Below are 23254 nucleotides of genomic sequence, written 5' to 3'. Positions count from 1 at the left end.
TTTGCTCATCATTGGTACGTATTAGTTGTTTGACTTCGACTTTATCATGGCCTTCTTTGATCGCTTTTATTGATAACTTTTTCATAGCTATTTGTCATAAAGGAAGAGGCTATTATTCCGATTAAACCTAGGCTAAAGCCCCGTACCGTAAGGAAATTCAATCACCTCAAAACCCATAAATACTGAGTTTGCAAGCACCCACAAAATTATGCAACTTAGCTAATGACACGTCACTTTTTGTCGTCAATATACAACCGTCAGCGCTGGCGTTATCCTGTATTTGAAGAGAACTATTATGAGTGATAAAACCAAAAAAAAACCACTACCTTCCTTTATTGAAGAACGCTTGAACTTCTATATTCAAGACCTGATTACCCAGAACCAAAGCCAGAAACACTTGGTTCTGGGTAAACGTCCACCGCGCAACGCTGTTGTCATGCAGAGCAATGACTATCTAGCCCTGTCACACAACAAGCCGATCCAACAAGCTCACCAAGCTGCGATCAGTGAACACGATGACAACGTGGTGATGTCAGCCATTTTCCTGCAAGATGAAGAGTCTAAACCTGCGTTTGAAACCGAACTCGCGAGCTATGTAGGAATGGAAAGTTGCTTGCTTTCTCAATCTGGCTGGGCGGCCAATATTGGGTTACTTCAAACGATCTGTCCGCCAGATACGCCTGTGTATGTTGACTTTTTGGCACACATGTCGTTATGGGAAGGCATTCGCGCTGCCGGTGCAATCGCCCATCCATTTATGCATAACAATATGAGTCACTTACGTAAACAACTGGAACGTCATGGCTCTGGTGTGATTGTTGTCGATTCGGTCTACAGCACTATAGGCACCATTGCTCCACTCCGCGACATCTACGAAATGGCGCAAGAGTTTGATTGCGCAGTTATCGTAGATGAATCGCATTCACTGGGCACGCATGGAGAAAATGGTGCTGGCTTAGTGCAAGCTCTTGGGCTCACTAATCAAGTCGACTTTATCACCGTCAGCTTGGCCAAAACCTTTGCTTATCGCGCAGGCGCAATCCTCGGGCCTAAACAGCTATCAGATACCTTGCCGTTTGTCGCATACCCAGCGATTTTTAGCTCAACTGTGTTGCCGCAAGAAGTGATTCGTTTAGAGAAAACCTTGGAGGTGATTAAAGGTGCAGAAGATAAACGAAAAGCATTATTTGAACGCGCTAAATCGCTCACCACAGGCCTCAAGCGGATTGGCTTTAACATCCGTAGCGAATCTCAAATCGTTGCGTTGGAGTGCGGTAATGAGAGGAATACAGAGCGAGTACGCGATTTCCTTGAACAGCGTGATGTGTTCGGTGCAGTGTTCTGCCGCCCCGCTACGGGCAAGAACAAGAACATCATCCGATTTTCAGTGAATGCCGACATGACACCACGAGACATTGACCATGTGCTCACGGTTTGTCACGAAGCGTACCATCACCCAGAGTTAGAGTTCGTGTAACTCTGTACACACCAATTCTATAACTAACACAAACGGCAGGACTGAATGGACGCTATCATGTCGCTAAACAAAAAGAGCCCAGCAATTCGCTGAGCTCTTTCTTGTGTTTGTGTTCGCTGAAAAAATGGCCGTGCGCTTCAACCTATAACATTCACTAAATCCAGTGAGCAATCTTATCGAACAGTCGGTTTTTATCTGCCGGTTTGACGATAAAGTCTGACATGCCTGACGATTCCATTTTCTCCAAAGTGACTGGCGAACTGTCACCCGTGTGAGCAATGATTGGTACCGAAGAGTACGCTTTATTAGCACCTCGAATTCGGCGAGAAGCTTCCACACCATCCATGATGGGCATTTCGATATCCATGAGAATCAAGTCGATCTCGTCGCCCTCTAACGCGTCTAATGCTTGTTGGCCATCTTCTTTCTGCACAACATCAAAACCCTGCTTTTCCAGTAACATCGCAGTAAAACGGCGCAAAGACTCGTTGTCATCCACTACCATAATCGTTCGCTTATTTGCAGCCTCTAGCGGTTTTGTAGGTGCAGCTGGCATCACGTAATTGGAATCGAAAAGTAAGCGGTCGATGGTCGCTTTAGTATTAAGCAGCCAAACTTGTGTTTCCACCCAAATCGGCTCGAAAGAAACGTTGCGTACACGCTTAATAGGATGATGCTCATACAAATAGATGATTCGCGCTTCAGTGAACGAAAGCAGTGACTCAATCCTCTCTAGGCAACTGGCTCGTAAGTCCAAGCTCTCCATATCAACGAAAATCAGATCGAATTCGAACTGGTATTCCTTGTTCTTAAGCGCAGATGCGACATCTAAGATAGCGAGTTCAAAGCCCATAAAACGCGATATTTCGGTCATTTTACTGGTCAGAATCTTCTGGTCGCTCACCATCAATACAGTCTTCAGCTTAGTGAGCTCACTCTTGATCTCTTTCACTGTATTTGAAGTCAAAGATGGGAACGTCATCGTAAACTGCGTCCATTGTTCCACTTCTGACTGACACTTAATCTCACCACCAAACGAACGCATCACCTTCTTACAAAATGGTAAACCCAGTCCGTAATTACCCGACTGGCCCGTGGTGTAAAAATCTTGGAAAATGCGTCGAATCAACTCGCTTGAAATACCCGCACCGTTATCGGTGACCATGATTTGATTAGTCACTTCATCACTACACATCGTGACATGAATATGAAAATCTTCTGGGCTGCGATGATGGAATGCGTTCTTGAATAAGTTATACATGACGTACTTCAGCAAGGTGTCACTGCCCAAGAAATCAAAATCGCTTTGTACATCCAAAGATATCGCAGATTTATCGGCTGAACGCTTGTAGTTAAAGCTGTCTATTGCATCCTCAACCACCGCTTGCGCTGAATGCTTTTTGAATGTTGAACGAGACACGCGGTTTTCATCAATTGAAGTCAGCAACAGGTCAATCGTCTCGTTACCTGAGTGAATAATCTCCATCGCCTCATCCCCCACTTCACGCAACTGGATAACTTCTTCATTGCTCAGCGCGTATTGCCCTTTATGGTCGCCACTTTTGGGGTTCGGCAATATGGACTGCATGACATCGATAGAGGTCAACAAGCCACTTAATGGGTTTCGCATCTCATGGGCAATACCAGCCCCAAAAGATTTCGCCAATGACACCTTGTTCTCGTGTTCCACCTGATTGCGAAAGTAGAACAAGTTACCGAATAAGTAGATAAACAAAAAGATTGGCACATGTGTCCAGTCCATTGTGAGTTCTAGATAGAAGCCTTGTGCCACCCACGCACAAAACGTCGCAATTCCGATTCCGGCAAAGGTTTGAGCGAACATGACTTTAGTTACGTGCACCAACAAGATATGCAGGAATATGGCCGACATGAAAGACATGACCCAAACGTTGGACCAATTGTTCATCAGCAGCATGTAGAAGAAGAAGCACGGTAAGCAGAGGGTTATCGCAACTTGATAATAAGCAGGAAGGTATTTGCGCCAGTCAAATGGGACACGATTACGAAAAATAATGCCGAAGAATAATACAGAACAAGCGAGACGCAGCGATAAGTTTTCATAGGGTTGAGGGAACAAAAACTCCCACACAACGTAGTAGATCGGGAAGCCGACAAAGCCCATCCATCCGACGAGAGTAAGGTTTGGTTCTGCGTACTGATAAACTTTGCGAATAGCGTTCATACGGAATACTTTATTAACTAAGCCCTAACGTTTACAAATTCTATGAATGAATTTTTGTTCTTATATTTTGTCACGGATTATATTACACATCGCCTCCGAGCAATGAGGTTTCAATCAAATATATATCAAGGTTTTTGCTTTTAAACTTGAATTGGAGTCAGTATAAATACTGATAAAAGTAACAAAAGCCTTTAGCGGATTCAGAATAACTAAAGAGCCTTTGGCCGATTCTGAATAGATAAAGACCCTTTGGTCATGCGTGCTCAGCGAGCACAGCCGAGCACACACAACTCCTCAATGTTATATCGAATCAACTGGCGTGCGTAGCTAACCAAGATGTTTAGCAAACTAACACGCGCAGCTAATTGAAATTTACAACTAATTGATATGTAGAACTAACTGATATGTAAAGCTAACTAAGCTCCAATTTCATATTGATAGTTACTATTTCTTGCTGCCATTTCTGTTGAAGATCTGGCTTTTGATGTTTTGCTTTTCGAGACTGGTCTTGTGTCAGTAACTCTTCCAACTCCAACAGCCTTTCCAAAAGCAACTCTTCATCGTTTTGTGCCGTATTTGAGTGGTGATTTTCGCTAAACTCAGATTTGGATAACAACACCGATCTTGGCGCTGTCTCACTCGCCTCTAAGCTAACGACCTGATTACCGACAGACATGGCCTCATAAACCGCATCTAAGTAAGTCATTTCCACCAGCTGACCATCACTGATATACCAGAATCGATTACATGAACTCTCGATGAGTTCTCGATCATGGCTGACCAACAACAGCCCTCCTTCAAAATGAGTCAAGCAATGCGCTAACTCTTCCTTACCTTCAATATCAAGATGGTTCGTTGGTTCATCCAATAACAAGAAGTGATACTTAGCCAAAGATAGCCCGACAAACAGTAAACGAGAGCGCTCGCCACCGCTTAATTCTGCGATCTTTTGATCGTGTCTTTCATAAGAAAAACCAGCACTGATCAGAGCCATTTTTCTTGCTTCCTGCGACACAGGATAAAACGGGTACAGCGAGTCTATTAATGAGTGCTCATCGCACAGTTGGTTCAAGCTTTGATCGTAATAACCCACTTCGGCTTGCGGATGAAAGTAACCATTATCTTCAAGTTGAGAGGCTTGATAGCTTGCCCATAACACCTTCAACAATGAAGACTTACCTGCGCCGTTCTTACCTAAGATGGCGACTCGGTCACCGCTTTTTATCTGCTGGAACAGAACTTCAAACAAAGGCGCTTGATCTTGCGCGGCTGCTATTGGTACCGATGCTAATTCAAGTAAGCGGTTAGCTTTCATCGACTCACCAGAGAGACTTAGCGTCCAAGGTTCAATCGTATCCAAACGCGTCATAGTCGTTCGTAAACCGGCAGCACGTTTCTCCATACTTTTGGCTTTGCGTGCTAGGCCTTCATTATCGAAATCCCTACCCCAAATAGCTAATCGCTGTGCACTCTTTTCTATGCGGTTGATCTCTTTTTGTTCCACCTCTTGTCTTTCAACGTCGGCGCGATCTTTTTCTTCTAACGCCTTTCTTGCTTCAGTGCAGGTTTGGCTGAAGTATTGCAGCTTTTTGTCACGTAACACCCAAGTACAATTGGTCACATGGTCGAGTAGCCTTTGGTCATGCGAAACCATGACAAAGGTGCCTTTCCAATCCATCAGAAATTGCTCTAACCAAAGCAAAGTTGGCAAATCTAAGTGGTTGCTCGGTTCATCTAACAGTAGAACATCAGGTTCGACAATTAAGGCTCTAGCCACCAAGACTCGCGCGTATTGACCACCACTTAAGGTATCAATTGACTGACCCCAATAGCTTTCGTCAAAACCTAAGTTAGACAAGATGATTTGAGCGCGCCATTGCTCAGAGAGTTGGATCTCAGATGGGAGATTATCGATAACAGCATCAAGCATCGACATGCTCAACAGGCGTTTAGGCAGATGTTGCTCAATAAGCGCGACTTCAGCATAAGAAGCAAAAGACACACTGCCGATAGAGTCAGGTAAGTCTTTGTTTAATAGACGTAGTAAGGTGCTTTTCCCACATCCATTGCTGCCAATTATGCCAATGCGGTCACCCTTTTTAATGGTGAAAGAAAGCCCATCAAATAAGCGGCATGATGTTAGATCGTAAGAAATGGATGATGTAGATATTAATGTAGTCATGTGTTTACTCAAGTTTCAAGCGCACGAATGCGCTGTCGTCATTTGCTGACAACAACCAAGTAAACTAGAGTGAAGAAACTCTATAGAAGTTTAGTTTTAAATGCTTCGCTCAAGTTTTGGTTATCGCAGCACGATAGTGTTAAAACTTGAGTTTTGGTCGTACCAAAAAATATGCGCAAAGTTAAATTTACACACTTTCATAAAAATCCTCCTTATTTGTATTGAGTTAAACATTAGCGCTAAAAATAAATCACATTGACCTATGAGTCAAAATATTTAGTCGTATGCGACTTGGCCTCAATTTACCCAAAACTTACGTAAGCTAAGTCACCGTGACTCTATGCATTTTTCTTGGCGTGTCGCCGTAATCAATTACCGCGTAATGCTGCGTTACTCTGTTATCCCAAATAGCCATGGTTCCCTTGTCCCATTTGAAACGAACTTGAAACTCAGGGCGTCGTGCAATTTCGAACAGTTGGTTAAGTAAAACAACACTCTCTTGTCGGTCGATCTCGTTGATATAACGAGTAAACTGTTCATTGATATAGAGCGTCTCTTTACCCGTTTCAGGATGAATTTGAACAACCGGGTGAATCACTGGGGGATTTTCTTGAGCCGTTTTGATTAACGACTTATGCCAATCAAGCTCAATCTGATCCGATTCTATACCTTCAAACGCCACCAGCGAATGAGTCGCTGATAAGCCTCTCAGCTTTACTTTCATGTCTTCATCTAACGAATCAAACACAGCAGTCATAGAACACCAAATCGTATCCCCTCCCACATTGGGTACATGCTGAGCATGCAACAGAGAAGCTTTCGACGGCAATTTGCGCCATGTTAGATCCGTATGCCAATAACTTTCCATCGGAGCATTGCCACGCGTTGTTTCTATCACGCTCACCTGAGGTACATGCTCGACGCGAGGAAAAAACGGATGCGCTGGTTCGAGTTGTCCAAATCGCTCTGCAATCATCAAGTGCTGTTTGGGCGAAAGGGTTTGATCATCCAGAAAAATCACTTGATGGGTTAGAAGCGCCTGATAAACCTCATCAAGTTCAGTCGCACTGCATGTCGCGAGATTGACTCCATGAATACGAGCACCGATGTGAGGGGTAATGAGGTCTATTTTCAACATAAATTCGCTTATTGATGATGTGACATTTCAGAGTCAATTTAGATACTGACTATTAAACCGGACAAATACGCCATTTCTTTCAATCCTACTCAACATAAAATGGCTTTACTTGGAAAACAAAAAAAGAGCCCCTAAACTGGCGCTCTTTTCGTTTTTTGATACTTCCTGTATCCGTAGACAAGTCCAATCTGTAGTACCTTCACCGAAAGCCAGATCATCGATATCTCCAGTTGTGTATCAACTTAAATCTAGCACACAATCTTCAAGCTTTTCTGAGATACAACCGAGATAATGAACTTAGTGCCACTCCATCTCACCGCTTAACACTTTGGCACCCAGCTCTAGGTCGCCTTCCGTTGCCTTAAATTGTGGGTATGCTCTCTTCACATAATCACTGATATCAACAGACGTTGGATTGCTTGTGCTTGCTAACGCCTTTTCAATATCAGCCACGTAATCCAATGTAAATTGAACGCCATTAGTACCCGTTGGCATTTCACCTAAGTAGTGACCCGGAATGACAACTTCAGGCTCAAGTTCTTTCATACGCTCTAATGATTGTGACCACTGGCTACGAATCTCTTTCGATGCAGTATCTGCCATCCATACATGCACACCGCTATACACCGACACACCACCAAACACGGTCTTTTCAGATGGAACCCACAGGTAAGCTTGGTGTGTATTGATTTCTCTCACTTCGATAGCTTCACCTTCTATCCTCAACGTAGTGTCGTTAAGCACGGTTGGAACAATGACTTTAGACGGTGCGTTGCCTTCTAAGATTGGGCCCCAGTATTCGAGCTTTGCATCTTTAGTGCGTTTGATATGTGCAACAACCGCTTCACTAGCTACGATCTCGACGTTTGGAAACGCCGCCACAATCGGTTCTAAGCCAAAGTAGAAATCTGGGTCGCCGCTGCTGATGTAAACCATCGACAACTCTTTACCAGTGGCTTTGATTTGCTCCACAAGATTTTTTCCATCAGCGACACTAAATTGCGCATCAAACAAAATCACTTCTTTCTCCCCCGAAACCAGTACAGAGGTTGCTGGGAATATCGCATTTTCACCCGGATTGTAATGAGTGATGTTTAGCTCAGCAGCAGAGACAACACTCGATGCTGCCAACATTGCTCCTAGGCTCATCGTTCCTAAAAGCGCGGTTCTCGATAGAAGAATTTTAGATAACTTTTTCATAGCTTGATTCCGTTATTTCGAGCTGAACACCTGCCAACTCATTGAGTGTGCAAACATCTTATTTGATTGGATTTAGATGAAATAGACATCAAATTAACTTTCACTGTTGCGACTTTCGGACATATACTAATTTTCCGGTAGCTATTAGATTCAAAAATCACTGGGTAATTAGAACAATGGATAAACTCGAGGCAATGAACGTCTTTGTCACCATCGTTGAGCGTGGCAGTTTGAGTGCAGCAGCAGAGCATCTTGATCTATCTCGAACCAAAGTCACGCGCTATTTGGGGGAACTCGAAAGCTGGATGGACACACGCTTGCTTCATAGAACCACTCGAAGCTTGAGCTTAACCAGTGCAGGGAAAGAAACACTAGAAGTCGCAAGAGAACTGCTTGCCCTTGAAGCATCGTTAGCGGGTATTCGAAACCAAAGCCGCGAACACTTAAAAGGTCAACTGCGTATTACCGCAAGCTACTCTATTGTCGATAGCTTCTTGATGGACGTGATCAGTCGCTTCATCGGTAAATGGCCAGAGGTCTCAATTGATATCGTTTCTACTGATCAAACAGTCAATCTTGTTGAATCACGCATCGATTTGGCAATTCGCATTACCAACGAACTAACACCGAATATTGTCGCGAAGCAGCTAGGTGAATGTCGCTCGGTGATTTGCGCATCTCCTCAATATCTAAAAGAGAAAGGTACGCCATCAAACGCACAAGATTTAGCGCACCACAACTGTCTGTCATTCAGTTACTTTGGCAAAACCGCGTGGACGTTTAATGGTCCTAATGGATTAGAATCTGTGCCGATTAAAGGAAATATCAGTGCCAACACCTCTGAGGTATTGTTGTCAGCCACACTTAAAGGCAATGGGATCAGCATATTGCCCTTCCCTTCCGTCGAAGGCTTGATACGAGATGGTCTGTTAGTGTCATTACTTCCTGAGTGGCAACCTAAAACACTCGGAGTGCATGCTGTTTACGGAACCCGAAAGCAAGTCACTCCGCTGTTAAGAGCCTTTATCGATCATTTATCTAGCGAGATGGAGCAATCAACAAGCTGGTAGATAAACTCTCTCATTAACGATACTGATGTGGAATAAGTATTATTAATTTTACTTATGCAGAGCTAAATTCTATCTTGGCTGCATTATCCAACACCATAAACAAACGCGATTACGCAGGGAAAAAGACGATGACCGCCATTACCGATTTAAACATTCTGCTAAAGTCCATGTCACCAGAGCTCATTGAAGGTGATTACGTTTTTTGTACTGTAGACGGGGGATTGACAGATTATGTTCAACTCGAACCAATCGCCACCTTTTGTGAAAAAGAAGGCTTAACCTTGGTGCTCGCTGAGGATGCCGCACGTCAAGCTCAACTCGATTTCGATGGTGTATTTAGCCTGATCACTTTGTCGGTACACTCCAGTCTTGAAGCTGTGGGACTAACTGCTGCCTTTGCCACCAAGCTAGGCTCATACGGCATTAGCGCCAACGTGATTGCTGGTTATTACCATGACCATATCTTCGTTCAAAAAGACAAAGCTGAAGCCGCAATGAGCGCGCTTAGAGAGTTTTCAGAAGCTAGCTAACAAAAGTGCGTTCTTCAGACACAAAAAAAGCGACGTAATCTACGTCGCTTTGGCTTATTGCTTACTGATTACTCACTGATCAGGCATCAGTGAATGAAACAGTTAAGCAAGCTTAAAAGTCGCCACTTTGTCGCTTAAACCAGCGGCTTGGCTTTTAAGTTCGTTCGACTCAGTTAAGCTGTCCTGCGCGCCCACAACTAAGTGGTCAGTAACATCTTTAATGGTCGTAATGTTTTGGGTAATTTCACCCGTCACGTGCGTTTGCTCTTCAGCGGCGGTCGCGATTTGAGTCGCCATATCGCTAATCAAAGCCACTGCAGTATTGATCTCTTCAAGCGCGTGCGAAGCTCTGTCTGCATCTTCTACTGAATGTATTGCCAGTTTAGAGCTGCTCTCCATCAACTCAACGGCTTGGGTCGTTGTACGCTGTAGAATATCAATCGTTGATTTGATCTCTTCCGTTGAAGAGTGCGTGCGTTGAGAAAGCACACGTACTTCATCTGCTACCACAGCAAAACCACGGCCTTGTTCACCGGCACGAGCCGCTTCAATCGCTGCATTCAAAGCAAGTAAGTTGGTTTGCTCTGCAATGCCTTGGATTGTCGCTAATACTGTTGAGATCTCTTGAGCGTGCTTGTTTAGTTCGCTGATCACGTTACCCGCTTCATTCACTTCATTGGCTAGGTTATTGATAGAACCTTTCGTGTCGACGACCAGAGCGTGACCACTGTTAGTGCTTGTCGCTGAGTCTTGTGCAGCTTTCGCGGTTTGTTCGGCATGCGATGCAATCTCTTGAGTTGCACAGGCCATTTCAGTTACCGCCGTCGCCACCATCGTGATTTCTTGCTGCTGGTGGTTAAGTTCGTCCACAGAACGATTTGCACGCTGGGCACTTTGCTCCGACTGGCTGTTTAGCTGTTCTGATTGTCCACGAATATGACCAATCAACTGCTGTAAACTGCCAACAAAGGTATTGAAGTTATGAGCCAGCTCACCGACTTCGTCTTGGTTTTCAACATGAATTCGTTGAGTTAAATCACCGCTACCATTGGCGATTTGTGCCAAGGCTTGAGATACATGATTAAGCGGACGGAATAGAATCGTACACAGAAGATTGAACAATATGGTACATACGATCACAACCAACAGTGTCACCAACACTTGACCGATCACCGCATCAAATAACGGTGCAACCAACGAATCATGATTAACCACGCTGATGGTAATCAGGTTTGTTCCATCGATCGCACGCGCATACAGAACATAGTCGCTGCCGTTTAAATCTATCGAAGTGTCTTTCCCGCTTACCAACGCCTTTTGTACATCAGAAAAATCCAACCCAAGTGAACTGATATTCTTGTTCAATAGCTTAGTATCTGCGTGCGTGTAAACCGTGCCCTTATTAGTCGCGATGAACATGTAACCTTCACCCGGAAGAATCACTTTTTCAAGGCTATTAAGGATGTCGGTGATTTCTACATCTGCACCCAATACAACCTGCTGACCATGCAATTGCATTGCGGTACCCAGCGACACAACGTTAGTACCCGTTGCCGCAGCAACCGTTGGGTTGTCCATGAACACTTTACTTGGGTTTGCTACCGCATTGGTGTACCAACCCCATACGCGTGGATCATCATTGCCCGGTGGCAACACAACACCATTCGCATTCTTTTGTGAACCATCAGGGAATGCCAGGAAGACATTATCAAAAGAGGCAGAATCACGGACCTGTTTTAGGTGAGTTACCAAGCTTTCTTGTTTGGACTCTTTCGACAGAGAAGTGAGCGCACGCTCTTTGGATAAGATCCAATCTGACACGTATTGGTTGTAAGAAGCGGATGCCCCTTCCAAACGTTGTTCAACTTCAGTATCCAATCGTTGCAATGATGCACGAAATGAAAGTGCTTCGACCAAAATCCCCCCCAGGATGATGGCCATACTGGCAGAGATCGCCAGCTTATTCTTAAGCGAGAGTTTCTTTAACATAGAAAACCTATAATTTTTGTATAAATAACCGTGGGTAACAGAACCGTTCCCATGCGGTAGCAAGCCAATATATTTTACACATTAAAATAAATAATAGAACGGGCTAACCTATTGTATTATCGATATATGTGAACCAGAAACCAGATCCAGATCAACTCACAAGGACGAACGATATACGCTAAGGTTCAATATCAATAAAGGGGAATTTACGTGCCATGCCTCTCACTTCATTTATCATCAACCAAAATAGCGCTCACGTTATCAATGCATTAATCTTATACCTCGTTATGTACTCAGAGTTTTCCCATGTCCCGAAGCCAACGTCTCTTTGACCTGCTCCAACTATTACGTTGCCATAAATACCCAGTCACTGCCGACTACTTGGCTAGCGAGCTCAATGTAAGTACTCGCACCATTTATCGCGATATCGTGACGCTGCAAGCTCAAGGTGCTGAAATTGATGGTGAAGCAGGAGTTGGCTATCAGTTAAAACCGACCTTCACTCTCCCTCCGATGATGTTTTCAATGGGAGAATTGGAAGCATTAAGGCTTGGTGCTGAATGGATAGCCAAGCAAGCCAATGGTGAATTCAGTGAATCGGCTAGAAATGCCATTGCCAAGATTTCTGCGGTGTTACCTGCCAACCATCAAGCCAAACGCAGTGAAGATGTTGTGCGTGTTGCTTCAATCATCGAAGTCGCAGAGTTATCCATCGAACTGTCAGATATCAAGTTAGCGATTAAGCAACAGAACAAAGCTGAGATTAATTACACAGACGCAAAAGCTAATGTGAGTTCAAGAATCGTTTGGCCGATGTTGATTGGCTTATTCGAACAACACTATGTTTTGGTCGCTTGGTGTGAAACGCGAAGTGCGTATCGTAATTTCAGGCTAGACAGAATTACCGAATGGACAATACTTGAGGAAAAGTACCAGCGTACTCGTCATCACTTGATCAAAGATTGGCAGAACATGGAAGGCATTGCAGATAAAGTGATTCGCTACTGACAAAAACTGTCACAGGGTTTCGATACATTGCTGTGATCCCAAATCGGGCTCAACACAAAAGCCGAGTTAACTGCAACCAACACGGCAAATCCAATTGAACAGTTCAGGAGCTATTATGTTTACCATTGATTCATTTGTTCTTTATGTCATAGACATTCATCGCAGCATGGGCTTTTATGCAAAAGCATTTGATTGCGAACCAAAGCTTCTATCACCGACCTTTGCTGTTCTAGACTTTGCAGACAACGTTAAAATCACACTCAAGCAGGCTGACGTTCTAACACCAGAAAGTAACATCAAGGGTGGCGGCACTGAGCTCTCTATGCCTGTTGCTGATAAAGAGACACTGGAAAACCTCTATAAAGCATGGAAAGAGAAAGGCATTCAGTTTGAACAAGAACCAGAAAAATCGGTTTATGGCATCAACTTCCTTGCTGTTGATCCAGACGGACACCGTATCCGCGTCTTCGCTTAAATGAATAAGAGCAAGCTGCACTTAGCCGCTTGCTCATCTCACCTCATAAAAAGCTTACTAACCGAAATCTAACGTCAGCAATAATCGTGTCTCGTCAGATGAAGTAACGGGAGAACGATGCACAAGACCCACATTTTCATTGCCACTCCAACGATCCCCTTTCAATAGCGCCACATCACCACTCGCCATTTGTTGAATATCAGATTCATGAGTGTATAAGCCTGAAGCAGAATCGGGCTGTCCGTTAGCTCCTCGTCCTAGCTTCGAACGATCAACCACATAGTTAGGTAACCATTGCGTCGCGACACCATGATAAGTCGTCACTAAGCGGCAAGGTACTTGGTCAAAATGGAAACGAGGACACATCGCCTTATTCAGAACAGCGAAACGCAGCCCTACTTCTTCAAGCTCGAACAAGCAACAGAACATATCCACCAACTCTGCCATGTTTTCTAATAGCGCTTTAGAAGCCGTTCCGTCGGTCGCAAACTCTAATTTCTCAAAAGCGTTGTCGGGTGACAGACTAATAGACTTACTAAAATTTGGATTCGACGCGATAAACTCACCAATGGCACTTGTTAAGTCAGCATCAAACTTACGCTGCCAAATCGCGATGTTGATGTCACTTTGATAGATGTCGGCTAATACCGTGGGCTGCTCCGAAGCACTAACGCATGCCTTGAGACTCGCCTGATCTTTGATACTAACAGCCGAACTAATATTAAGTGGCTGGTTACTATTGGTTGACAAAGGCTTGGTTAACACGGCATTCATTACGTCATCTCCTTGATACATGCTTATCACTTGCCTCTTACTGCTACCATCATGATTTACAGAAAGAACCACAAAGATACGTTATAACATAACAACAAAGAATGAGAAATAACAACCTTAATATATATTCAAGCTTACGACATTAAGAAACATGTGGAGTATAATTCTATTAACATAGAACATAATTAGATTTCAATTGGTAATAATTATAAATGAGACTTTTCATTTTATATCATCTTATTAAAGTTAAAAAATGTACAAATATAATAAATATCGAACAAAACACACTCATAAAAAAGGCCAAATAAAACAGTGTTTTATTTGACCTTTTTTAGCGTAGAATAATAGGTAACTATAAAAATCGTGCCAACGGTACCCTAGTATTAAAGCCATTTAATGAAAACCACCGACCTTAATCTCATTCCCGTATTTGTCGCTATATTTGAAGAAAAAAATTTATCACGAGCAGCAAAGCGCTTAGAAATAACTCAACCTGCCGTAAGTAAAGCGCTGTCAAGATTAAGAGATGTGTACGAAGATACTTTATTCAACCGAACCCGATCGGGGGTTGAACCAACGAGTTATGCGTCGGCTCTTTACCCAGACATGTCCGCCATCATTGACAACTTCAATGCAACGTTATCGTCAGCAAACAACTCGTTCGATCCTGCTAGCTCGGTTCGCTCATTTTCAATCGCCTGTATGCATGCCACTGACTTTTTTCTTTTGCCTGAATTATTTGCAAAAATTCAAAAACTCTCACCCGGTATTTCCCTAGTTGTGCACCCTCTTACATCTTCCGACTATGAAAACGATCTAAGCTTAGGCAACTATGATTTAATCATAGGTTTACGTCCCATAGGGAATACAACCTTAAGGCATAAAACAATTCTTACTGACCAAATGAAGGCATGTTGTAGAACTGACCATCCAAGAATTGAAAGAAATATTATTTCCAAAGAACAATTTTATGCCGAAACCCACGTTGCGGTTACACGAGAGACGAATAGAGAGCACGTATTGTCGAACAACGATATGATGGCGCTTAAAGCTCGAAAAATCGTTTATAACGCTTCTAGTTTTTTTGAAACATTCCCCTTAATCGAACAAACAGACTGTATTGCTCTTTTACCATCCTTCATGGAAAGTACTTGTCGGGATAAGTTCTCAATTAAAATATTTGATCTACCTTTTGAATTCAGCGACATAAACATATCGATGTATTGGCATCCACGAAAAACTGTCGACTCAGCTCACAAGTGGCTTCGCAACCAAATATATGCAACAGCAAACAAATGATATTAGTACACGACTCTTTTCAAATAAGGGCTAAACAGAGGAGCTTAATGAACAAATACTACCCAATTAAAATTTAGTATCAATTTGATCTAAAAACATGAAAACTATTATTTAATATATAACCAAATTTCATATTTCAACTCGTCATAATCTTTCCGTTTTAATGAACTAACTTCACAAATCAGGATATTATGATGAGAAAAACTGATATTAACCCGCTGAAGCTTTGTGCTTTATCTGCAGCGATCCTAGTTGGCATAACTGGTTGTAACGACAGCGACAGTGATTCAAGTACAACGCCAATTGACGTAACTAACCCTATTGATGTAACTAACCCTATAACTACAACACAAGGTACGTTTGTCGATGCCGCTGTAGATGGCCTTTACTATACCGACAGCGAAAATAACTCTGGCTTCACTGAAAATGGCGGTCAATATACTGCATCATCAAATAGCGCGGTAACTTTTTACCTTGGTGGTGAAGGCGGGCTCAAAGTTGGTGCTGCATCTAACCGTGATGTCTTGAGCCCCTTTGAAGCGACAGGTACATACGAAAGAGCCGTCAACCTCGCTATTCTTCTTCAATCTGTCAATGTTGGTGGAACCGACGCAAACATCGTATTACCGGAAACGCTCTCGACTAACATGGACGACACAACCAGCAGTGCACTACATAAAATCAACCTAGACGACCAAGACACGGTTATCACTTTCCTAGAAGATCATATGGGGATGAATCAAGCTGACATTGTAAGTGAGGATGATGCAATCGCTCACATGAACGATTCTTTAGGCAAGTATGAGCGAGGCGAAGACTCATCTGTTCCAATGTTTCAGCGTGGTAGCGGTAACATCATTCGTGAAGTTAGCGTCAGTCAATATAAACTGACTGGTTTTAACGATGATAATTCTGCGAATCAAAAGGAATTTTATGTTCATGCAGACAAAACAACCGACGAAGACACGTTTAATCTAGTTCGTAGCTCTGCTCGCTGGGATTACAAACTCTCTGACAACGCTATTGTTTTCCTAGAGGGTAACAACGACTCAGGTTTTAGCTCTACTTGGGCTGGGCAATACTTATCTTGTGTTGCATTAGAGGGTGACTTCACCGTTACTGACGATAATCAAACCAAATGTAATGATCAACCAGCTACAACGCTCGCGCAATTTAATCTTAGCACCCCATTCTCGTACAAGTTTAACAACCCAAACGAAAGTGAACCCGAAGAAAGCTATAGTTATGACGATGAAGATATAAAAAACCACATGCCTTATGTTTTCGCTACTTCACAATCCGAATTGAACACCATGGTTGAGAGTGAACTTTACGATGACGCAAGCGCAGAAGACGTTTACAAGTGGCAATATAACATTTACTCACAGTCTTATGATGCTACAACGCAAGTACTTACGGTTTTGGATAAAAAGTTCAGCCTTGGTGACCAAGCAGATAAATCTGCGTCAAATGCTAGTGCCAGCGAATCTACTCGCTTCATTTACCAGATTGACGCTCAAGAAACCGACCGCTACGTCGACTTTGTAGGTACATGGGAACACTTAGAAACTTGTAACAACGGGGAACAAGCACGTTCTGAGTATGTATTTGGTGAAAAGGACATCACTGTATCTGGCCAAGAGTGTTCAGGTTCCACGCCAGTGGAGTTGGATGATGAGGGGCCTTATTCTTATGCCGATTTTTCTAACCTAGACTACTGGTGGTTTAACCAAACGGACCGAGCTTCAAAAGCAACGCTTGCCGAGTTAAATACAACTGTTCGCTTCTGTGACTCTGACGGATACGAAATGGGCAATGAATGTCCAAACGGAAAAGAGTACTTCGTAAAATGGTCATACATGCCAGCAGGCAAAGACTGGGATCAAGGTGTTTTAACTCGTCGTAAAATGCAACCAGATGGCACTTCGAATAACGTATCCACATACCAAAAAATAAACTAACCTATACTTGTGGGGCCGTATAGGCCTCACAAGCACAACTCCTGATTGCTACCTTAGTTTCTCATTCAACTAACTGTTCCCTTTGTAACATCAAATACTCTGCTTCTTGCGCTTGCTTCCAACAATTGACTGTTACCTATTGAGTTGCAGTAATTATTAAAATACTGACCTAAGCTTCTATCTACACTTAACGAAAAAACTCATCTATATGGTGACCACTTATGAAAAAACTAATACCTACGCTCGGTCTGTTTTGTACCCTCATTTCTGCGCCCTCTTTTTCAGAAACAGGCTACACGCTAGATCCAAAGTTATCGAACGTTACATTCGCAACCATTAAGAAGCAGTTTGTTGTAGAGCCCGCATCTGTAAAACCTCTATCTGGTGGGCTTACTGAAGACGGTCAATTTTCAATATTGTTAGACTTAAAGACCATCAGTACTGGAGTATCGATTCGTGACCAGCGACTCAATGAACTCTACTTTGAATCGATGACTTTCCCTGAAGTGAAGATCTCCGGAAAGGTTAACCCTGCAATGCTATCTGGCGACCCGAAAATTACGACCATCGCTGCCGAAGTTACCTTACACGGCACAACCAAAACCATTGACTTCCCAGTGATGGTCGTTCCGTCTGAAGGTTTTGTCATGGTCAATTCAACCTCAACCATCATCGTTGATGGCGCTGATTTTGGGATATCGACGGAAAACCTAAACAAGCTTTCAGCAACCGTCGGCGGGCTAGCGATTTCCGATAAAGTTCCACTAAGCTTCAATCTACTCTTCGACAAGTAATGGTTTAATACCGCCTCTTTCTGACTCCGCTTGAGCTCTCTCCATCCTATTAAGGCGAGAGCTTAAGAGGGGAATATCCCGTCATTCTTAATGCCTATAAAGTCCCAAACAGAGCCAGAACAAGGTTCAACAAAACCTAATTGCTCGGAACCAAAGACCAAATAGGTCATACTAGAGCCCTCATAGAAAAAGCCCATAGCAGCCAAAACCGCATGAACTCTATTAACCTCAGTAAACCTTTCACCCTAATCAATGGCCAAGTGATTAAGAATCGCCTATTTAAATCAGCGATGAGCGAACAACTTGGCGACAAACACCACAACCCGACAGTCGGTCTAGTTAACCTCTATCAACGCTGGGCGAACGGTGGGATTGGTTTGTCGATGACCGGTAACATAATGGTTGATAGGAATGCGCTCGGTGAACCGAAAAACGTCGTTTTGGATGAGCAAAGTGATTTAACCGTTTTCCGCCAATGGGCTAACGCTGGAAAGCAAAACGGCTCTCAAATATGGATGCAGCTTAACCACCCAGGCAAGCAGATCCCTAAGTTCTTATGCAATGAACCCGTCGCTCCCTCTGCTATATCATTAGGCCGAGGATTAGAGAAAGGCTTCAACACCCCAAGAGCACTCAGTGAAAGCGAGATCCATGGAGTTATTAATAAGTTTATCGTAAGCGCTAAACTCGCTAAACAAGCTGGCTTTACTGGCGTACAAATCCATGGTGCTCACGGTTACCTTGTCAGTCAATTTTTGTCGGCAAGACACAACCAACGCGACGATAAATGGGGCGGTTCATTGGAAAACAGACTTCGATTCGTACTCGAAGTTTATCGTGGTATCCGAAAAGAAGTGGGCGATGATTTCCCTGTTGGTATCAAGCTTAACAGTGCCGACTTCATGAAAGGTGGATTCACGGAAGAAGAGTCAATGCAGGTTGTAAAAGCGTTGAGTGAAGACGGAATCGACTTAATCGAAATATCAGGCGGGACTTACGAAAGCCCGTCAATGATGGGTTCTAAGAACAAAAGTGAACCGATAAAAGCAAGCACACTCAAACGTGAAGCCTATTTTATGGATTACATGGTTAAAGCGAGGAAACTGGTCAGCACGCCTCTCGTAGTCACTGGTGGCTTTCGAACCGCACAAGCGATGAATGACGCGTTAAATACATCCGCCACTGATTTTATCGGCATAGCTCGAACCATGGCGGTCGATCCTGACTTCCCAAATAAGTTAATTGAAAACCCAGAATACGGGATGCCACTAACCGTCCCTACTACAGGAAAGCCTTCATTAGATAGAATGGCGATGGTTGGATTAGTTTGGTACGAACATCAAATGTGGCGAATGGCCGCAGGAAAAAACACAGATCCTAGATTAAGTGCTCTTGGCGTCGTAGTTAAAACGATCTTAAGCGCAGGTTGGCACGCCTTCAAGAAACGCAGAGCGTAACGTGTTTGTCATATTTAGCGTATTTATTCCCGAGAATTTAAGCACTTATACTCCAAAAGATGTCGTTGATGTCACATGTCGTTACACAGCATGAAGCCTTAAGGCTTTACATCTTGGGCGAGGTAAACAACAATCCCTGAGAATAAATCCATAACATAATGTATTTAGAAATTATGAGTAATACAGAAAACAAAAAATCGAGCCCTCTTTTTGAAGTCGTGTTTAACGTCTTTCTTCCTTCCTTCATCCTAATGAAGTTCAGTGGAGAGGAGCATCTCGGAACTGGCTTAGCACTGCTTGTCGCACTTGCCTTCCCTATTGCTTACGGTGGTATGGAACTCATCCGCAACAAGAAGTTTAACTTCATCGCAGCGCTGGGCTTTGTGAGTGTGTTATTAACGGGCGGCATTGGTTTCTTCGAACTCGACACTCGTTGGTTGGCACTAAAAGAAGCATTAATCCCCGGCCTAATTGGTTTAGCGGTACTTGGCTCTACGTTTACTCGCTACCCATTTATCCAAAAAGTTATCTTCACTCCGGCACTATTGAATATCTCGCAGATTGAAGAGCGTTTGAGACAGTTTGGCAACCAAGCTAAGTTTGATCGTTGCCTAATGACATCAAATTACCTATTCGCAAGTACGTTCGCGTTCTCTTCTGCGATGAACTACTTTCTAGCGACTTGGATTGTCACCAGCCCAGCAGGCACAGTCGCCTTCAATGAAGAACTTGGTAAGCTGACACTTTACAGCTACCCAGCAATCGCTATCCCAAGCCTTCTGATGATGTTAGGTATTTTCTACTACATCTGGCGCCAAGTGCGCGACATGACATCATTAGAAACGGAACAGATCTTCATTACTAAGTAGCTCTTACCGAACGGCCTTAGAAAAACACCAAAAGCTCAGCACACTCGCTGAGCTTTTTCGTTTTACTCTCTCGTTGGTCAACAGATGGAATTTCATCTTTGGTTGATCAAATGAATCACATTTATAATTCGAGGCCCGTTTTCTTAGATTAGGTCAAGTAACTCGCTCTAAATCCATAATAATCAACGAATTTCATTGATTGAACCGACAGATGCTTTTATAGTCGATTTTGTTGGTTACTTTACAAAGCCCTACCCAATCACTGACATTATCTCAATTGCTATTGATAAGATCGTATCAGCTAGGTGCTAAAGGTAGACGCCAGCCGTACTCAATAAGGAATATAGATTATGAACAAATCTCAATTAGTTGAACACATCGCGACTTCTGCAGACATCTCAAAAGACCAAGCGGGCACAGCGCTAAATGCACTCGTTGAAGGCATTTCTACGACTCTTGCTAACGGCGATGATGTGTCTATCCTTGGATTTGGCAGTTTTAAAGTGAACGCCCGCGCAGCACGCACTGGTCGTAACCCACGAACTGGAGAAGAAATTCAAATTTCAGCGTCAAAAACGCCAGCCTTTAAAGCAGGTAAAGCTTTAAAAGAGGCATGCAACCTTTAATACCGCAATACAACAAGGAAAGTTACGATGACTACGCCAAAAGAAAAAGCGAAAACCAGTCGCAGTAAAAAAGCTGGCAAGTCTACTAAAGCGCAAGCCGAAACGCCTAAAACTCGTCAACGTATTGAAGAGCTAATGGAGCAGCGTGAATTGGCCAAACTGTTAGAGTTATAGATTGTTATCGTTCAAATGCCACTGCAGCTCTGTAGTGGCATTATTTGTTTAAGGACCAACGCCTACAACAAAGACCCCTCTCTCATAAGACCCCCTTCACGATTAATAGAGACAAATGCACAAGTTATGAACGCTAAGTAACTGATTCAGTTACATTGCCATACATACCCATACATACCCACATGACACTTTTCATTATCATCATTTCCCTTGTTGTTTATGAGATTAAAGGAAGTAATCGCGACACTGATGTGTTCGTGCAGTGCTTCTTTGTTGAGGTGATTATGAATGTAGTTCGCATGGGAATTGAAGCTAATGTCCATAAGAATAAAGGAAAGTACAAGGCGATAGTTAAGTTCGCTGTTCGTGCACTGTTTTATTATTCAGATACTAAAAAAATGAATGAGAATTTCAGCTCTGTCGAGAGAAAACTCTTGTTCAAAAAACAGCCAAATTTCCTCTCTAAGTTTGTCACCCCTTACTTGTGTACTGACTTCAGTAAAAAAGAAAAAATAGAAATACTATCAAAGCATTATGATTGGTTTGAAGACAAGTTCACGACACAAGCGCGCCATCAAATTTATAACGAGAGACTTAACCTTTTAGAGCTTGAGATCGACGAACAAACCTACTTGCTAAACCTAAGCTTTGAAAGAAATGCGAGAAAAGAAGGCGAACTCACCCTCTCCCTTACTGATTCCATGTTGAACAAAATGTACACCATCTCATTCTCCGTTTTTAACAATGATATCTACATTGGCGGTGTGCAAGGCGGAGCAAATGACAATGGCTTCAGTCGCACATTTACAAAGGCATTTTATGGTTTAAGACCCAAATCTTTCATGGTAGAAACCCTTCGATTAATGGCGACTAGCCTGGGAATTAATCACATTTATGCGGTCAACGAAACAGGACATGTCTCAAACTCATTACGCTATGGTAAGAAAGGGAAAGCGATAAGCCTCAAGTATAATTGCTTGTGGGAAGAGCACGACGGACAGCTACATGACAAATGTTTTTACGCTTTGCCTATCCAGTCAACAAGGAAAGACCTAGAGCCTCTTAAACGTCAGAAACGAAAACTATATCGTGAGCGCTATGCTTGGTTAGATCAGTACGAGCAAGACCTGCATAATGTAATCAGTCAGCACACCCACGGTACTGACATGACACCAATTCAACTAGCAAAAGCGAGCTGATTTAATTCTGTTGAATAGAACACTAGGCCTCGCAATCGCGGGGCCTTTGAGTTTCACTCATACGAGTCAATAAAGGCTTGAAGTGCTTGTTGGTCGATAATTTCCAACCCTTGTTGCCCTTTCTTGATGAAGCCTTTATCGAGTAAGTCTTTGACTGCTCTGCGATATACTCTGCTCGATGTACCGAAACGTTCGGCCTCTTGATTCACTTTATCGAAGCCGCCTAACACGGTATTGGTGTGGCTTTGCACCAACAAATCGTAGGCAATGTTGTAGGTAATCGAGTGTAAAAGGCGATTGGTGTAAATGCCCATCGAGTCTTGATAATCTTCCGCCAGTGCTGAGGCGAAAAAGAACATCATCTCCGGATTTTCATGTAGCGCCTCTGATAGTTTTTGGATACAGATAACATCAACCTGCATGTGTTCATCTGCGACGACATTCCATTGGCAAGGCGTTTGAGTGAAGAACTCCATCTCGCCAAATATATGATAGTCGCAATTCACTTCCCCCAGTTGAAAGCGTCGCCCATTAGCCGCAGAGATACTCATAGAAACTCGCCCTACCGGTACAACATAGAGATACTGAAGCTGCTCTCCTTGACGCAAGATTTCATCATTCTTATCAAAGTAACGCGAACTCACTTGGTGTTGGTAGATGAGAGCTTTAAATTCAGAACTTTTCTGTTCTAGGTAGTTTTTAAAACGTCCGCTTGAGTATGGTTCGATCTTCATACTAACTGTCTCTCATTGCATAAACTGCTGTTGATGTTATTGCGATTGTAGCGGCTTAAACCAATGGAGAGAACAATAAAAAAGCGACGGTCTCC

At 43.2% G+C, this 23254-nt stretch carries 20 protein-coding genes; 13 read left to right on the top strand and 7 right to left on the bottom strand.

The features are described 5' to 3' along the window. Positions 1-295: 295 nt before the first annotated feature. The gene (gene cqsA / locus AC3CKG_RS06800) at positions 296-1477 is read left to right on the top strand and encodes an alpha-hydroxyketone-type quorum-sensing autoinducer synthase (RefSeq protein ID WP_488529067.1); all 1182 of its coding nucleotides are present in this window, start codon (positions 296-298) and stop codon (positions 1475-1477) included. Between the two features lie 154 nt (positions 1478-1631). Here the strand turns inward: cqsA and AC3CKG_RS06795 are convergent, their stop codons facing one another. The 4 genes from AC3CKG_RS06795 to AC3CKG_RS06780 form a co-directional block, all read right to left on the bottom strand. Continuing rightward, positions 1632-3680: an ATP-binding response regulator gene (locus tag AC3CKG_RS06795; protein WP_488529066.1), complete on the bottom strand. Its 2049-nt coding sequence runs from the start codon at positions 3678-3680 to the stop codon at positions 1632-1634. A gap of 412 nt (positions 3681-4092) precedes the next feature. Beyond that, positions 4093-5862, bottom strand: coding sequence for an ABC-F family ATP-binding cassette domain-containing protein (locus tag AC3CKG_RS06790; RefSeq protein WP_488529065.1), 1770 nt, complete (start codon positions 5860-5862; stop codon positions 4093-4095). Between the two features lie 322 nt (positions 5863-6184). Continuing rightward, the gene (locus AC3CKG_RS06785; RefSeq protein ID WP_488529064.1) at positions 6185-7000 is read right to left on the bottom strand and encodes a TauD/TfdA dioxygenase family protein; all 816 of its coding nucleotides are present in this window, start codon (positions 6998-7000) and stop codon (positions 6185-6187) included. Between the two features lie 297 nt (positions 7001-7297). Continuing rightward, positions 7298-8200: a Vmh family MBL fold metallo-hydrolase gene (locus AC3CKG_RS06780; protein WP_372112114.1), complete on the bottom strand. Its 903-nt coding sequence runs from the start codon at positions 8198-8200 to the stop codon at positions 7298-7300. Positions 8201-8376: 176 nt separating this feature from the next. On the opposite strand from AC3CKG_RS06780, the gene AC3CKG_RS06775 reads away from it, so the two are divergent. Together AC3CKG_RS06775 and AC3CKG_RS06770 are read left to right on the top strand one after the other, a co-directional pair. Beyond that, complete coding sequence (locus tag AC3CKG_RS06775; protein ID WP_488529063.1) at positions 8377-9270, top strand: LysR family transcriptional regulator; 894 nt, start codon at positions 8377-8379, stop codon at positions 9268-9270. A gap of 128 nt (positions 9271-9398) precedes the next feature. Then, entirely contained in the window at positions 9399-9800 is a 402-nt protein-coding gene (locus tag AC3CKG_RS06770) for an ACT domain-containing protein (RefSeq protein WP_488529062.1), read from the top strand. A 102-nt stretch (positions 9801-9902) separates the two neighbouring features. On the opposite strand, the gene AC3CKG_RS06765 is transcribed toward AC3CKG_RS06770, so the two are convergent. Continuing rightward, a complete protein-coding gene (locus AC3CKG_RS06765; protein WP_488529061.1) occupies positions 9903-11789 on the bottom strand; it encodes a methyl-accepting chemotaxis protein in 1887 nt (628 codons plus the stop codon). Between the two features lie 306 nt (positions 11790-12095). Here AC3CKG_RS06765 and AC3CKG_RS06760 point away from each other — a divergent pair, with 306 nt between their 5' ends. Together AC3CKG_RS06760 and AC3CKG_RS06755 are read left to right on the top strand one after the other, a co-directional pair. Then, the gene (locus tag AC3CKG_RS06760; protein WP_488529060.1) at positions 12096-12797 is read left to right on the top strand and encodes a helix-turn-helix transcriptional regulator; all 702 of its coding nucleotides are present in this window, start codon (positions 12096-12098) and stop codon (positions 12795-12797) included. Between the two features lie 115 nt (positions 12798-12912). After that, a complete protein-coding gene (locus AC3CKG_RS06755) occupies positions 12913-13272 on the top strand; it encodes a VOC family protein (RefSeq protein ID WP_102300213.1) in 360 nt (119 codons plus the stop codon). A gap of 57 nt (positions 13273-13329) precedes the next feature. Here AC3CKG_RS06755 and AC3CKG_RS06750 read toward each other — a convergent pair whose 3' ends face one another. After that, a complete protein-coding gene (locus tag AC3CKG_RS06750; protein ID WP_102300214.1) occupies positions 13330-14046 on the bottom strand; it encodes a DUF1826 domain-containing protein in 717 nt (238 codons plus the stop codon). 396 nt (positions 14047-14442) lie between these two features. On the opposite strand from AC3CKG_RS06750, the gene AC3CKG_RS06745 reads away from it, so the two are divergent. From AC3CKG_RS06745 to AC3CKG_RS06710, 8 genes are all read left to right on the top strand, one after another. Next, positions 14443-15345, top strand: coding sequence for a LysR family transcriptional regulator (locus tag AC3CKG_RS06745; protein ID WP_102295197.1), 903 nt, complete (start codon positions 14443-14445; stop codon positions 15343-15345). A 191-nt stretch (positions 15346-15536) separates the two neighbouring features. Beyond that, entirely contained in the window at positions 15537-17306 is a 1770-nt protein-coding gene (locus AC3CKG_RS06740) for a hypothetical protein (protein WP_488529059.1), read from the top strand. A 221-nt stretch (positions 17307-17527) separates the two neighbouring features. Then, on the top strand, positions 17528-18100 hold the full coding sequence (locus tag AC3CKG_RS06735; protein WP_488529058.1) for a YceI family protein: 573 nt from the start codon (positions 17528-17530) through the stop codon (positions 18098-18100). 212 nt (positions 18101-18312) lie between these two features. Further along, positions 18313-19557: an NADH:flavin oxidoreductase/NADH oxidase family protein gene (locus AC3CKG_RS06730; RefSeq protein ID WP_488529057.1), complete on the top strand. Its 1245-nt coding sequence runs from the start codon at positions 18313-18315 to the stop codon at positions 19555-19557. A gap of 173 nt (positions 19558-19730) precedes the next feature. Further along, positions 19731-20426, top strand: coding sequence for a VC0807 family protein (locus AC3CKG_RS06725; protein WP_488529056.1), 696 nt, complete (start codon positions 19731-19733; stop codon positions 20424-20426). Between the two features lie 350 nt (positions 20427-20776). Then, a complete protein-coding gene (locus AC3CKG_RS06720; RefSeq protein ID WP_017106020.1) occupies positions 20777-21052 on the top strand; it encodes an HU family DNA-binding protein in 276 nt (91 codons plus the stop codon). A 27-nt stretch (positions 21053-21079) separates the two neighbouring features. After that, on the top strand, positions 21080-21226 hold the full coding sequence (locus AC3CKG_RS06715; RefSeq protein WP_017106021.1) for a hypothetical protein: 147 nt from the start codon (positions 21080-21082) through the stop codon (positions 21224-21226). Positions 21227-21510: 284 nt separating this feature from the next. Next, positions 21511-22425 (top strand): VirK/YbjX family protein, encoded by a 915-nt coding sequence (locus tag AC3CKG_RS06710; protein WP_488529232.1) that lies wholly within the window; start codon positions 21511-21513, stop codon positions 22423-22425. A 53-nt stretch (positions 22426-22478) separates the two neighbouring features. Here AC3CKG_RS06710 and AC3CKG_RS06705 read toward each other — a convergent pair whose 3' ends face one another. Next, positions 22479-23159 (bottom strand): Crp/Fnr family transcriptional regulator, encoded by a 681-nt coding sequence (locus AC3CKG_RS06705; protein ID WP_488529055.1) that lies wholly within the window; start codon positions 23157-23159, stop codon positions 22479-22481. Between the last annotated feature and the right edge of the window lie 95 nt (positions 23160-23254).

The sequence above is a fragment of the Vibrio sp. QJM3NY_15 genome (assembly GCF_057785995.1).
Note: the sequence above shows the minus strand (reverse complement) of the source record. Positions and strands in the feature narration are given on the sequence as shown.